Origin of the sequence: Neisseria weaveri, assembly GCF_900638685.1 — a bacterium.
Taxonomy (GTDB): Bacteria; Pseudomonadota; Gammaproteobacteria; order Burkholderiales; family Neisseriaceae; genus Neisseria; species Neisseria weaveri.
The window spans coordinates 1,867,161-1,881,450 of the sequence record NZ_LR134533.1 but is presented as its reverse complement, the minus strand read 5'-3'; the positions used below and the strand labels follow the sequence as shown (position 1 = coordinate 1,881,450).

The 14,290-nt window shown below is 49.4% G+C and carries 13 protein-coding genes and 2 tRNA genes; 7 read left to right on the top strand and 8 right to left on the bottom strand.

What is annotated here, in order from left to right; translation table 11 throughout:
* Window positions 1-30 precede the first annotated feature (30 nt).
* Both feoB and EL309_RS09040 read left to right on the top strand, forming a co-directional pair.
* Window positions 31-1,896, top strand: coding sequence for a ferrous iron transporter B (feoB, locus tag EL309_RS09045; protein WP_004283635.1), 1,866 nt, complete (start codon window positions 31-33; stop codon window positions 1,894-1,896).
* Complete coding sequence (locus tag EL309_RS09040) at window positions 1,893-2,033, top strand: FeoB-associated Cys-rich membrane protein (RefSeq protein WP_004283636.1); 141 nt, start codon at window positions 1,893-1,895, stop codon at window positions 2,031-2,033. Before feoB ends, EL309_RS09040 begins: the two co-directional genes overlap by 4 nt.
* Window positions 2,034-2,082: 49 nt before the next feature.
* Here EL309_RS09040 and EL309_RS09035 read toward each other — a convergent pair whose 3' ends face one another.
* On the bottom strand, window positions 2,083-2,988 hold the full coding sequence (locus EL309_RS09035; protein ID WP_004283637.1) for an NAD(P)H-hydrate dehydratase: 906 nt from the start codon (window positions 2,986-2,988) through the stop codon (window positions 2,083-2,085).
* Between the two features lie 106 nt (window positions 2,989-3,094).
* On the opposite strand from EL309_RS09035, the gene EL309_RS09030 reads away from it, so the two are divergent.
* The 5 genes from EL309_RS09030 (at window position 3,095) to EL309_RS09010 (ending at window position 7,709) form a co-directional block, all read left to right on the top strand.
* Window positions 3,095-3,754 (top strand): cytochrome b/b6 domain-containing protein, encoded by a 660-nt coding sequence (locus EL309_RS09030; protein ID WP_040669734.1) that lies wholly within the window; start codon window positions 3,095-3,097, stop codon window positions 3,752-3,754.
* A 211-nt stretch (window positions 3,755-3,965) separates the two neighbouring features.
* The gene (locus EL309_RS09025; RefSeq protein WP_004283639.1) at window positions 3,966-6,410 is read left to right on the top strand and encodes a TonB-dependent receptor; all 2,445 of its coding nucleotides are present in this window, start codon (window positions 3,966-3,968) and stop codon (window positions 6,408-6,410) included.
* 224 nt (window positions 6,411-6,634) lie between these two features.
* On the top strand, window positions 6,635-7,414 hold the full coding sequence (yaaA, locus tag EL309_RS09020) for a peroxide stress protein YaaA (protein ID WP_036494765.1): 780 nt from the start codon (window positions 6,635-6,637) through the stop codon (window positions 7,412-7,414).
* A gap of 90 nt (window positions 7,415-7,504) precedes the next feature.
* Window positions 7,505-7,595 (top strand) — tRNA-Ser (locus EL309_RS09015).
* A 23-nt stretch (window positions 7,596-7,618) separates the two neighbouring features.
* A tRNA-Ser gene (locus tag EL309_RS09010) sits at window positions 7,619-7,709 on the top strand.
* A gap of 411 nt (window positions 7,710-8,120) precedes the next feature.
* Here the strand turns inward: EL309_RS09010 and ssb are convergent.
* The 7 genes from ssb to EL309_RS08975 form a co-directional block, all read right to left on the bottom strand.
* On the bottom strand, window positions 8,121-8,654 hold the full coding sequence (gene ssb, locus EL309_RS09005; protein ID WP_004283644.1) for a single-stranded DNA-binding protein: 534 nt from the start codon (window positions 8,652-8,654) through the stop codon (window positions 8,121-8,123).
* Window positions 8,654-10,039, bottom strand: coding sequence for an MFS transporter (locus EL309_RS09000; protein ID WP_040669737.1), 1,386 nt, complete (start codon window positions 10,037-10,039; stop codon window positions 8,654-8,656). The genes ssb and EL309_RS09000 overlap by 1 nt, the downstream gene beginning before the upstream one ends.
* A gap of 242 nt (window positions 10,040-10,281) precedes the next feature.
* Window positions 10,282-10,914, bottom strand: a complete 633-nt coding sequence (locus EL309_RS08995) for a lytic transglycosylase domain-containing protein (protein ID WP_004283646.1) — start codon at window positions 10,912-10,914, stop codon at window positions 10,282-10,284.
* Window positions 10,915-11,037: 123 nt separating this feature from the next.
* Window positions 11,038-12,075 carry a dihydroorotase gene (pyrC, locus tag EL309_RS08990; RefSeq protein ID WP_004283648.1) on the bottom strand — a complete coding sequence of 346 codons (1,038 nt, stop codon included), beginning with the start codon at window positions 12,073-12,075 and terminating at the stop codon, window positions 11,038-11,040.
* Between the two features lie 131 nt (window positions 12,076-12,206).
* Window positions 12,207-13,352: a Na+/H+ antiporter NhaA gene (nhaA, locus tag EL309_RS08985; protein WP_036494761.1), complete on the bottom strand. Its 1,146-nt coding sequence runs from the start codon at window positions 13,350-13,352 to the stop codon at window positions 12,207-12,209.
* 43 nt (window positions 13,353-13,395) lie between these two features.
* Window positions 13,396-13,980, bottom strand: a complete 585-nt coding sequence (locus tag EL309_RS08980; RefSeq protein ID WP_232014417.1) for an NMCC_0638 family (lipo)protein — start codon at window positions 13,978-13,980, stop codon at window positions 13,396-13,398.
* A 31-nt stretch (window positions 13,981-14,011) separates the two neighbouring features.
* Window positions 14,012-14,236 carry a sulfurtransferase TusA family protein gene (locus tag EL309_RS08975; protein ID WP_036494787.1) on the bottom strand — a complete coding sequence of 75 codons (225 nt, stop codon included), beginning with the start codon at window positions 14,234-14,236 and terminating at the stop codon, window positions 14,012-14,014.
* Window positions 14,237-14,290 lie beyond the last annotated feature (54 nt).

The window sequence follows — 14,290 nt, the reverse complement described above, 5'->3', positions numbered from 1 at the left end:
AAGAGGCCGCCTGAAAAAAGGAACATTACTATGGAATTAAGTTATTTTGCCCTTGTCGGTGCGCCCAACTGCGGCAAAACCGTCTTATTCAACGGCCTTACCGGCTCGAATGCCAAAGTGGCGAACTACCCCGGCGTTACCGTTGACCGCCGCGAAGGTGTGTTCAGCGATGACCACCATGTCCGCATTATCGACCTGCCCGGCACTTACAGCCTGCGGACCACCAGCCCCGATGAAGCGGTAACCCGCGATATGGTATTGGGTAAATTCGGTATCACTCCGGATGCCGTCATTGCCGTTGCCGACGCCACCAATCTGCGCATGACCCTGCGCATGGTATTGGAACTGAAAACGCTGGGCCTGCCCATGCTGGTTTCCCTCAACTTGAGCGACATTGCACAAGCACGCGGACTGAAAATCGATGTGGAAAAACTGTCGCAATTATTGGGTATGCCGGTTTTGGAAACGGCAGCCGTCCGCAGCGAAAGCATCCGTGCCGTGCGCGAGGCGGTGAATCAACTGCCGCGCCGTACCGTCCGCTTCCAACCGAAAGAAGATGTCGAACAGACTTTGGAAAAGCTCGACAGTAAGCAACTCTATGCCAAAGTGGAAAATATTTTGAGCCAAGTTGTCCGTTCGGAAATCCAAATGCCTGCCTGGCACAGACGTTTAGACAGTATTTTTCTGCATCCCGTGTGGGGCATGATTATCCTGCTGACTGTATTAATGCTGGTATTCCAAGCGGTTTATTCTTGGTCCGAACCGTTGATGGGTTTTATCGAAGACAGCTTCGGTGCGCTGGGAGAATGGATTGCCGCTACCCTGCCGGCCGGAATTTTGACCGATTTGCTGGTTGACGGCGTGATTGCCGGTATCGGGAGCGTTTTGGTTTTCCTGCCCCAAATTACCATCTTGTTTGCTTTTATTTTGCTGTTGGAGGATTCCGGCTATCTGCCGCGTGCCGCATTTCTGTTAGACAATATGCTCGCCACCACCGGTCTTTCAGGCAGAACCTTTATTCCCCTACTCTCCAGCTTCGCCTGCGCCGTGCCCGCCGTGATGTCGGCGCGCACCATTCAAGACCCGCGTGAAAGATTGGTAACCATTGCCATTGCACCGATGCTGACATGCTCTGCACGTCTGCCGGTTTACGCGCTGATTATTGCGGCGGTCATTCCTCAGCAGACGGTTTTAGGTGTTTTCAACCTGCAAGGCTTAACCCTGTTCGGCCTTTATCTGGCAGGCATTCTTTCCGCCGCTTTAACTGCCTACGTGATGAAACGCTTGGCCAGAAGAAACGGACAGGTTCAACGCTTCCCGCTTTTGATGGAACTGCCTACATTCCGTATGCCTAATTTCAAACATATTCTGACCAGCCTTTGGGATAGGGTTTATGCCTTCTTAAAACGCGCCGGTACGGTTATTTTCGCTTTGTCGGTGATTTTGTGGGTTTTAGTCAGCTTCCCTGCCGCACCGGAAGGCGCAAGCGGTGCGGCCATCGATTACAGCTATGCCGGCATGCTCGGACGCGCAATCCAGCCGCTGTTCGCACCTTTGGGCTTTACTTGGGAAATGTGTATCGCCATGATTCCGGGCATTGCCGCACGCGAAGTGGTGGTAGCCGCTTTGGGAACGGTATACGCAGTCGGCGCCGATTCCGAAGATGCCATCCAAAACGCCTTGATTCCGATTGTACATACCGATTGGGGTTTACCCACCGCTTTTGCTTTCCTGACTTGGTATATCTACGCTCCGATGTGTATGGCAACCATTGCCGTTATCAAGCGTGAAACCAAATCAGCCAAACAAACCTTCGCTATGACTGCCTATCTGCTGGTATTGGCCTACTTCTTTGCATTTGTGGTTTACCAAACAACTTCAAGGATTTTGTCATGATCCAATATCTGATTGTCGGGGCAATTGTGCTATTGAGCGTTTGGTATCTGATTAGAAAATTTGTATTGCCTAAAAAATCCTCATCGCCCTGCAGCGGCTGCGACCGCTGCGGCGGAAAATCAGGCGGCTGCCATTAACAAACGGCAAACCAAAAGGCTTGTATCCCGACGATACAAGCCTTTTCAATTAAGCAAGCGATTCAAACTCGCGTATCAAACGGTTTCTCAACCACCGTGCCGCCGGTGCCAACTCGCCAGCCAGCATTCCTGTTTCACCGATTTCCGAATCACGCAATACATCGGCCGCCGCACCATGCAGCCAAACACCGCCGCAGACGGCCTGTTTCGTCTGTATGCCTTGCGCCAGCAAACTACCGATTAATCCGCTTAACACATCGCCGCTTCCCGCCGTTGCCAATCCGGCATTACCGCTGTGATTGGTATAAACTTCGCCATCCGGAGTGCACACCAAACTCTTATGCCCTTTCAACACGACAAAAGCACTGAAATGCTCCGCCAACTTTTGCACCGCCGCCAAACGGTCGGCCTGAACTTCAGCCGTTGTGCAAGCCAACAAACGTGCCGCTTCCGCAGGATGGGGGGTTAACACCAAACCACCCGAATAAGCACAGGCCGTCTGATTCAAATGCTTGTCTTTCGCCAACACATTTAACGCGTCCGCGTCCAGCAATACCGGCTGCCTTTTCTCAAACGACAAAACCGCAGACACGCACCGCACCGATTCTTCATCCACCCCCAAGCCGCAACCGACCACCCAAGCACCGATATCATCACGCATCAATAAATTTGGAGCAGTATCCAACATCACCTCAGGCCGTTCCGGAATCACCGGAAGCGGCAGCGATTTTTGATTGAATCCGGCCCACACTTTACCGCAGCCGTTGTACATCGCCGCCACAGATGCCATTACCACCGCACCGCTCATTCCCGCCGCACCACCGACCACCGCCAACGTACCGTAAGTACCCTTATGGCTGTCGGCATCGCGGCGTGAAAAAACTTCCGGAAAAGCAGAAGCCTCACTCAATTGTCTGTCTAAAAAACAGGTTTTGTAATAGCTTGAAAACATCATGATTATCCGCCGACAAAATCCATTATAATATTTTCAGACGGCCTCAATGGCTGTCAAAGGCCGTCTGAAAACGACACAAACCATCATATAAGAACGAAAGTATTTTATGAAGCAGAAATTAAAAGTTTGGGACTTACCCACCCGGATTTTCCACTGGACACTTGCCGCGTCCATCGTATTTATGTGGTACAGCGCCGAAACCGGCGGCAGCTGGCTCGAGTGGCACCTGCGCGCCGGCCTGTTGGTTTTAGGCTTAATCATCTTCCGAATCTGCTGGGGTTTCTTCGGCAGCGACACCGCCAAATTCAGCCATTTCGTACGCGGCCCGTCCCAAATCATACGCTACACACAAGGCAAAATCAGTGAAAACGAACAGCCCGGACACAATCCCGTGGGTGCCCTGATGGTCTTGGCACTGCTGGCCGCCGTTGCTTTTCAAGTAACCACCGGACTGTTTGCCGCCGACGAAAACACTTTCGTCAATAACGGCTATCTGAACAGTTTGGTCAGCGAAGAAACCGGCAGCACCGCCCGCCGCATCCATATCCTGTTTTTCAATATTTTAGCCGGCTTGGCGGGCATTCATATCGCCACTATCCTTATCTACAAATTTGTTAAAAAACATAATTTGATCACCCCCATGATTACCGGCTACAAATATCTCGAAGGCAAGCTGCCCGTATTAAATTTTGCCGGCATCGGCAAATTAATTGCAGCAATTGCCGCAGCAGCCGTAACCGTCATCATCGTTACCCAAATCGGTTGAAACAATTTTTTCAATTAGATTCAATAAAGGCCGTCTGAATTTTCAGACGGCCTTTGTCTTCCATACTTTTCGCAAAATCACATACAAAATCAAATTTAAAACCAATGCTGTTTCATACCCATAAAAAATGTTTTATGATATTAAATTAATTGTTACAATATAACATAATTTGTTAAATTAGATTAAATACAGTCAAGGACATCAACATATTATGGTTCAATCAAAAATTTCTTATTTTCCACTCGTCTGCGCCGTAGCTTCTTTATTTGCAACAACTTCGGCTCGGGCAGAGCAATTTGAAGAAACTACCCTACCCGAAGTCACCGTCAGAGCCAAAAGCGCCAATACCGGCAGCGAGCTTTTGCTGGGAGGAAGTCAGGAAATATTTACCACAAACACCGATTCACTACATCAGGATTTAAATGCCGTACGCAGCGTTTCCCTCGGACAGTCGATAGAAAAATCAGCCGGTGTGCAAAATAACAGCTTTGGTCCAAGTAACGGCCTGCCACAAATTCGAAGCCTCACCGGCCCGCGCGTTCAGATTACCGAAAACGGCTTGGGCGTATCCGGGCTGGCTGCCGTCAGCGGAAATCTGCCTACAGCAATCGAACCGTTTTTAGCCGACAAAATTCATGTCTACAAATCATCTGCCGCCGTTTTATTTGGCGGTAATGCAATCGGCGGTGCAGTCAATGTGCAGACAAACTTAATTCCCCATACTCTGCCGGACAGAGATATAACAGGCAAAGCAGAAATCAGCGGCGGATATAACACCCCGCACAACCAATTATTCGGCTTAACAGGTCGTGCCGGCAATGTTGCATGGCACTTAAACGGGCTGAATAGCCGGATTTCAGGCTACCGCGTTCCCAAAGACAGCAAAGTAGCGGCCTGCTACGACAGAGAGGAATTGCGGGACGGCAAAAATTCCGTTCTAGTACACGCTTGCCAAGTCGAAGTCAAAACAGAAGAGTTTTTTGATAAACGGGGCTGGAAGTGGGTTAATCCGAACTATTTGAAAGACGGCGACAAATTCTTGAAAGAATGGGAAGTCACTTTGGGTGATGTGTACAGCAACAGCGTCAGAAAACCCGGCTGGATGGTAGACAATCCCGAATATGTTTCAGGCGTGGAAGGTAAAGGCTCGCGCTTTATCGGTATTCAAGACATTACACCGACCCAATCCGGCAAAATGACAAACAGCCACTTCCAACGACAAAATGCTTCTGCCGGAGCCGGCTATATCAGCGATAACGGCAGCTATGCCGGCATCGGTGTCAGCCGTTTTCTAACGCGCTACGGCGTGCCCGGCTATGCCTCTTTAGCAACTTGGACCAACTATAAAAATAGATTGGAACCGGTCAATATTAAAAGCGATCAGACACGCTTTGCTTTGGAAAGCATGTATAAAGTTGAAGACTCCGCTTTAGACAATATCAAAACGCAAATGGCCTACACAAAAGCCGTGAATGAAGAATATCTCGGCGATACGTTTGCCAACAGCCTCAACAGCAGACAATGGCAAGGCCGTCTGGAAGCGAATTACCGTTGGAGTCAAGCTTTACGCGTTTCAATCGGCTTAGACTTAATGAACCGCCGTATCGACGGCAAAGGCGAAGACAGATACCTTCCCAACAACCGCACCCGCAAATACGCCATTTTTGCCCTACAAAATTTCTCATGGAAATCCCTAGGCTTAAATCTCGGCTTGCGGCATGAAAAAGTGAAAAACAGCGTTAATTTCAACGGCTATATCGCCGGTCAAGGCCAAGCTGAAATCGAAAAACGTTTCAGCAAACGCAATTCCGATTTCAGCTTAAACAACGGCTTTACCGAAATAAAATGGAAGCCAAACAGCATAGTCAATTTGTCTGCCCGTTACAGCCAATCCCAACGCGCTCCGGAAGTAAACGAACTGTATGCCAGCAACCGTCACTTCGCCATTCTGGTTGACGAACACGGCAGCCCGCATCTGCGCCCGGAAACCGCAAAAACTGTCGAACTGGGCGGAGAATTTAGATGGCAGGATACCGGTTTGAGTGCCAACTATTACCGAACCGCCTTCAAAGATTACTTATATTTGGGAGCCACCGGCATTTCCAATGCCGGCTTACAACGTAAAGAATGGAGACAAGGCGATACCCGCGTTCACGGTTTTGAAGTAGAGTTAAATCAAACTTTCGACCTATCCCAATACGGCTCTTTGGATGCAAGACTGTTTGCCGACTGGGTGAAAAACAGCCCAATCGAAAAACGTCGTGATGCCGATCCTAAAAATACCGGCGATTGGGAAAAATATATCCGTTGGTATTACGATGGCGACTATATGCCGAATATGCCTACTTCACGTTACGGGCTGGGCTTAAGCTGGAATAAAGGTGCATGGAAAGTAGGCAGCAGCATCACCCGCTATACAAAACAAAAATACCTGTCAGGCAGCCCTTCCCGCAGAGAAATCCGGCTTAAAGGCTATAACTTATGGGACGCTTATGTAAGCTACACCCATCAACTTAAAAAACACAGCACCTTAGAGTGGTTCTTAGATGGCCGCAATCTAAGCAATGCCGATGCCCGCCCCAACAACTCAACTCTAAAATACTTGACACCTTTGCCGGCAAGATCGGTACGCACCGGAGTACGCATGACTTTCTAATTTACCAAAACAATCAAACATAAATATATGAGGCCGTCTGAAAATTCAGACGGCCTTTGTCTTCCATATCTAAATACTATCAAATAAATATCCGTGTTCCCTCCCCCTCACAACCGGCCGACACGCACAACCACCCATTAACAAACTCAATCCGCCGCATACTTGCCAAAACCAAACACACAGACTAAAGTTCAAAACATTCAAAATCCACTTAGGGAAATACCATGCTGTTCGTTCTCTCCCCCGCCAAAAACCTCAACGAAAAAGACCAAGCTCCGACAAACCTATATACCCAACCCGATCTACTCCGACACGCCGAACAATTAATGAACGAGCTGCGTCCGCTGGCACCGCAACACCTTGCCGAACTCATGCACGTTTCCGACAAAATCGCCTTACTCAACGCAGAACGCAACGCAGCCTGGCACACACCTTTTACACCCGAAAACGCCAAACAAGCCGTATTCATGTTTAACGGAGACGTATACGAAGGCTTGGATGCCGGCACACTGCCTGCCGAAAATATCAACTATCTGCAAGAGCATGTACGCCTACTCTCCGGCCTGTATGGCTTACTGCGCCCTCTAGACTTGATGCAACCCTACCGCCTGGAAATGGGCACACCTTTTCCCAATTCACGCGGTAAAAACCTCTATGAATTTTGGGGCGACATCATTACCGAACTGTTAAACCAAACCTTGTCCCAAAACGGCAGCAACACCCTGATTAATCTGGCTTCCCAAGAATATTTCAAATCCGTCAACACCGACAAACTTACCGCAAAAATCATTACTCCCGTTTTCAAAGATGAAAAAAACGGCAAATACAAAATCATCAGCTTTTACGCCAAACGCGCACGCGGCCTGATGGTCCGCTATGCCGCCGACAAACAAATTACCCGGCCTGAAGAACTAAAACAATTCGATTATGAAGGCTATGCATTTAACGCTGCCGCTTCCAACGAAAACGAATGGGTTTTCCTTCGTGCGGAGCACAATAAATAAAACTTTAAAAAACAAAAAAATAAATCCAAACCCCATCAAAAAGCTTGGCAATTCCCTATTTCTGAAGTAATATACCCGACTTCAAGAAACGGAAGCGTGGCAGAGCGGTTTAATGCAACGGTCTTGAAAACCGTCGAGGGTTGATAGCCCTCCGTGAGTTCGAATCTCACCGCTTCCGCCAATCTTGAATAAAATTTACATTTCGGAGGTGTGGCAGAGCGGTTTAATGCAACGGTCTTGAAAACCGTCGAGGGTTGATAGCCCTCCGTGAGTTCGAATCTCACCGCCTCCGCCAAGATTTAAAAGGTACTGATTTTTAAGTACCTTTTTTATTTATACCTAATTTGCAGCATATATCAATTTAAAATCGTGCCAGCTTGTTTCCGCTTCCCTTATTTCCATTCACAAACCAACCGTAGCCATCACGCCCACGTTGGCTCTACCTTTGCCGACTTGTTCTACAACATATCAATATAATTACGAAAAACCGTGTTTATGATTATGGCAAAACAAAAAAGGCCGTCTGAAAATTCAGACGGCCTTTTTACAGTACAAGATTCACGATACAAACGAGTATTCTTTTCTGATGAATCCTGCCAACGTAATAGAAGCCAGGCGGTTAAATTTAGCTTAAAAAAACCAAAGAAAATCGGCAGCCATTCAAGATGCCGATCAAATAACTTCACAACCTAAAATAAAATAGATTTTAGAACGGAATATCGTCATCAATATCGTCCACCGGAGCAGCCGGTGCAACAGGTGTTTGGCGGCGTGGAGCAGCCGGAGGCTGTTGCGGTGCGGCTGGTGATTGATAAGCGGCAGATGAAGATTCCTGTGGCATATAGTTGCCTTGCGGTGCTGACGGCTGGTAACCACCGTCTCCGTATTCGGCAGACGAACCTCCGCTGCGTGAACCCAGCATTTTCATTTCACTGCCGATAATATCGAACGCCATGCGCTCGATGCCGTCTTTGCCTGTATATTTGCGGCTTTGGATACGGCCTTCGATATATACCGAGCTGCCTTTACGCAAATATTGGCCGGCAACTTCGGCCAAGCGGCGGTAAAGTGTGATGTTGTGCCATTCGGTGCGTTCTTGGCGTTGTCCGCTGTTACGGTCGTTCCAAACTTCGCTGGTTGCAATACTGAAATTGCAGACGGCCTCACCGTTGGGCATATAGCGTATTTCCGGGTCGCGACCCAGATTGCCGATAAGAATCACTTTATTTAATGATGACATTACTGTACTCCTGAAATAATTTTTTCGGCGGCGTCCGGGTCGAAACCTTTTTGCAGCACTTTAATATAAACGGTTTTTTTATCCGTGCTCAGTTTGATTTCCTCAACGGCAGGTAAATCTCGTAAAGCGGAAACCAGTGCATCTTCTTTATTTTGCCAGATTTGCGTAATGGTAAAGGCAAAATTCCTTACGGGTTTCGGTGCCGGTGCAATCCAAGCGACAACCAGCCACAACAGCATCAAACCGGTACAGAACGCAAATACGCCGCCAAAACCGTAATGTTGCAACAGATAACCGCCTGCGACGCCGCCTGTAACCAAACCGACAGACTGTAAGGTATTGTACACGCCCATGGCCGTGCCTTTTAAATCTGCCGGTGCGATTTTCGATACCATGGAGGGCAGGCTGGCTTCCAGAATATTGAAGCCGACAAAATAAACGATCAGGCAGGCCAGAATAACCGATAAAGAATCCAAACCGAACATTAGGGCAATTTGTGCAACGGCAATACAGCTGATTCCACCGATAAACACCTGTTTTAATTTGTTTCTTGTTTCACCGATAATAATCAGCGGCACCATAACCACCAAACCGATAATGGTTGAGGGAAGATACACTTTCCAATGTTGGTTTTCCAACAATCCAAGCTCAACCAAAGCAAAAGGCAGCGAAGTAAACAAGGCCATCTGCGCAGCGTGTAAAGCGAAAATACCGAAATCCAAGCTGAGCAATTGGCCGTTGGTCAACACTTCCCCGATTCTGCCGGGTTGCGCTTCGGCATCTTCATGCATACGCGACTCTTTCGGATTGGGCGTAATCCAACCGACCACCGCCATGCTTAATACGGTCAGAATCCCCATCAGGGTAAACAAACCTGGCACACCGATCCAATCATATAAAATCGGAGACAACACCAAGCTTACCGAAAACGTCAAACCAATGGTCAAACCGATCATCGACATTGCCCGTGTGCGCACTTCGTCTCGGGTCAAATCGGCAACCAACGCCGTTACCGCTGCACTAATCGCACCCGCGCCCTGTATGATCCGTGCCAACAGCAACATTTGCCAGCTTTCCGCCAATGCGGCCATAAAACTGCCTATTGCAAACACCACCAAGCCGGCGAAAATTACTTTTTTCCGGCCGAATTTATCCGAAGCCAAACCGAGCGGAATCTGTAACAGTGCCTGCGTCACTCCGTATGCGCCCAAAGTCCAACCGACAATCTGCTTGTTTCCGTCTACACCGGGAAGCGAAGCGACATACAAAGCCAATACCGGCAACACCAAAAACATGCCCAACATACGCAGCGCATAGACTGCAGACAATGAGGTGCTGGCTCGCCATTCTTCTGGAAACATCTGGATACGGTTGTTTCTTGCCATAGCTGGATTCCGCTGACGGTTTATAGAAAATCAAATTGCATAACGACCGTGCAATCTGATTGGTGCATAACAAATAAACCGACTCTGAATCCGCAAACCAAAACAGCGCGAAGATGAAGCAGAAATCAAGTTTATTCGGAATAAGTTATTCATTAAAACGATTGGCGCAATTATACACGATTTAAAAAATTCAGACGGCCTAAAGCTCAAGCTCAGGCCGTCTGAAAAAACCGTTTTATATTTTAACCGTTCCACTGCCAACGGTTGCGCCATGCGCCCAAAACCGCATTCGGGTATTTATTGCTGCCCAAACTGCCGTTGAACCTTGCCAAAGCACGCACCAGATTTCCGCGTTCTATATTATTGTAATGACGCAAAATCGTACAGCCGTAACGCAAATTCGTGCGGATATCAAACAGATTATGCGAAGGCTGCCCGATATGCCGTTTCCAAAACGGCATCACCTGCATCAGGCCGCGCGCACCGACATTGCTGATTGCATACTGTCTGAACGCACTCTCCACTTCGATAAGCCCCAACACCACCTGCGTGTCCAAACCCGCCCGTGTTGATTCATACTGAATATTGACCAACAAGCGCCTGCGTTCCGCTTCGTCTGCCACAAAACGCGCCAAACGCGCCGACATGGCTTTCAACCAGCGCTCCCCTTCTTGCGGATTGGCAAACACCAAACGCGGCGGATTCACGCTGTTAATCGAGCCGCGCATTACCGAAGCCACGTCATCAGCCAGCGTTTCTTCACGTTGCGCCCCTGCCCAAGCCGCGCAGGGCAGCAGACATGCCGACGCTCCGGCCAACAGCAGGCGGCGGCGTAAGCTATCCGGCCCCGCCGAAACAACTTTTGTTTTTTCCATAATGTTTAATGATTTTATTGTTATAAAAAGGCCGTCTGAAAATTCAGACGGCCTCAATTATACGCTTTTTCATCTTACTGAAAAACGGTCATACCGCTGCAAAAATTCAGACGGCATGTTGTTTTAATATTCCATCCGCCACGCCACGCTTTCACCGGCACGCATCGGCACCAACACCTCGTCACCGCCGAACGGCACGCTCTCCACCACTTTTTGTGCTTCTTTAACCAAAGTAATTTTGCGCGGATTTTCGGGCAAGCCGTAAAAACGTGCGCCGTTTCGCGAAGCAAATGCTTCCAATTTGTCCAGCGCACCGGCTTTATCAAACACTTCGGCATACAGCTCGATGGCCGTTACCGCGCTGAACATGCCTGCACAACCGCAAGCGTTTTCTTTTGCACCGCGCGCATGCGGAGCGGAATCCGTACCCAAGAAAAATTTATGCGACTTATCACCGGTTACTGCTTCGACCAAAGCTTTACGGTGGATTTCACGCTTCAACACCGGCAAACAGTAATGATGCGGACGCACGCCGCCGACCAGCAAATCGTTGCGGTTCAACAGCAAATGTTGCGGCGTTACGCTGGCAGCCACATTGTCGCCTGCTTCCATCACCAAACGGGCGGCATCGGCAGTAGTAATATGTTCGAATACCACTTTCAAAGTCGGCACTTTTTCCAATACCGGTTTCATCACGCGCTCGATAAATACGGCTTCGCGGTCGAAAATATCGATTTCGGGATCGGTCACTTCGCCGTGCACCAAAAACAGCATATCTTGCGCCGCCATTTCTTCCAACACCGGAATCAGCTTAAACAAATCGGTAACACCCGAATCCGAATTGGTGGTTGCCCCTGCCGGATACAGCTTAAACGCGACGATACCGGCAGCTTTCGCCTCCCTAACCAACTCCGGAGTAGATTTATCGGTCAGATACAGCGTCATCAGTGGCTCAAACGTACTGCCTTCGGGCAACGCCGCCAAAATACGCTCTTTGTAGGCCAGTGCATCCGCCACCGTAACCACGGGCGGTTTCAGGTTCGGCATAATCACGGCACGACCCATCTGGCGCGCAGTAAACGGCAATACGGCTTTCAAAGCCTCACCGTCGCGCAGGTGCAGATGCATATCATCAGGTTGGATAATGGTTAGGGTTTGCATGACAATTCTCTCTTTTGATCAATTTGTACCGGCCAAAATATTCAGACGGCCTCAGCTGCGGATTATACAGGCCGTCTGAAAAAAACGGCGGAATATTCCGCCGTTTTACATCCTCATTATTGCCTTGCGCTTTACAAGCGTGTTTTTACCGGAGCAAAACGCAAAACCAAATAACCGGCCAAACCGGCCAACAGCGAACCTAAAAATACGCCGACTTTACTGTAATCCTGAAGTTGCACGTCTGAAAACGCCAGCATACTGATAAACAGGCTCATGGTAAAACCGATACCGCACAGCAAAGCCACACCGTACATTTGCAGCCAGGTTGCGCCTTCCGGCAGTTTCGCCCAGCCCATTTTCACCATCAGCCATACCATACCGAAAATACCCAACTGTTTGCCGACAAACAAACCTAAAGCGATACCGAGCACCACAGGCGACAACAGTGTTGCAAACGAAAATCCGGCAAACGATACGCCCGCATTGGCAAAACCGAATACTGGCACCACCAGAAACGCCACCCAATTTTCCAACGCATGTTCCCATTTCAACAGCGGCGGTTCGTCAATCTGATCAATCACGCGCAAAGGAACGGTAAACGCCAGCAATACGCCCGCCAACGTGGCATGAATGCCCGATTTCAAAAAGAAAAACCACAACAGCAGGCCCAAAACCAAATACGGCATACTGCGCAGCTCGACACGCAGGTTCAACACCGTCAACACCGCCATCGTCAGTGCGGCCAAACCCAAATATATCCAAGCAATCTGTTCAGTATAAAACAGCGCAATCACCACAATCACGGCCAAATCATCCATGATGGCGAGCGCGGTCAGAAAAATCTTCAACGACACAGGCACGCGCTTGCCCAACAAAGCCAGCACGCCCAAAGCAAAAGCAATATCGGTTGCGGCAGGAATCGCCCAACCGTTGGTGGTCGGCGTATTCCAGCCGTTAAATACCAAATACACCAGCGCAGGCACCGCCAGACCGGCCAATGCGGCAACCGCAGGCAGAAAGCGTTTGCTGTTATTGTCCAGCTCGCCTTGCAGCAGCTCGCGTTTTACTTCCAAACCGACATACAGAAAAAATACGGCCATCAAGCCGTCGTTAACCCAATGCAGCACGCTCAAACCGGCCACATAGCTGCCCAACACACCGAAATAGGCCGGGGCAAAAGTAGAATTAGCGGCGATAACGCCCATTACGGCAGCCAGCATCAAAACAATACCGGCTGCCGGTTCCGCTCGGAAAAAATAGATCAGTTTATCTTTCATCAACACTCCAAATTAAATAACACACTAAAAATTTCAGACGGCCTCAGTTGCTGACGGCACGTCTGATTTCGACAGGCCTACGGGCCAAATGAAGCGCCGCCTGTGCAGGCAGCAGCTCAGACGGGGAAGTGTTCGCCGTAAGCAGCACTTCCGCCGCTTCTCCCGTTTGCGCAGCATAAGTCAAACGCGTAAACGGGAAAGGGGTCGGGCTGTAATGTTCGGACTGCCACTCAAACACCAAGCCCTGTTTTTGCAATGACGGCAAACGCCCGACAAACAGACGGCGTACGGTTTCTTCGTCGGCCACCGCCGTTTTCATGCCGCACCCTTCGGGATTCAGCGTCAGATAAAACGGCACGCCGCCTTTCTCCGCCACCCAAACCTGCACGGCATCCGCTTCCAACATACCGAACGGCAGCGATTTTCTCTCCGCAGCAGCCAATAAACGGAACCCTTGCCGCTCCGCCGTTGCCGCAACTTTCCTGCCATCTCCCAAACCGGAAACGCAAGTATCGAAAAACAGACCGACCAATCCGGCCGCCGCCCCTTCTTTTTCGGCCTGCGGCATTTTGTCGGCACACGCAACCAACAGCAGGCTGCACAATCCCGCCAAACAGCGTTTTATCATTTTTTCAGACGGCCTCATTTTTCAGACGGCCTCAACGGTGTTTCAACACCAATTTAAACACATCGCCTTCCTGCGAAGACTCCAGCAACACATGGCCGGTTTGGCGGCAAAACGCCGCAAAATCGTCCGGCGCACCCACATCCGTCGCCAACACGGTCAACACATCGCCCGTTTCCAATACGGCCAACGCTTTTTTCGCCTTTAAAATCGGCAACGGGCATTTCAAACCCGTTACATCCAATGTTTGTTCCGTCATCATCCAACCTCTCAAAAAAACAAGCCGCATTATAACTGCCGCAAGATTTGCGTG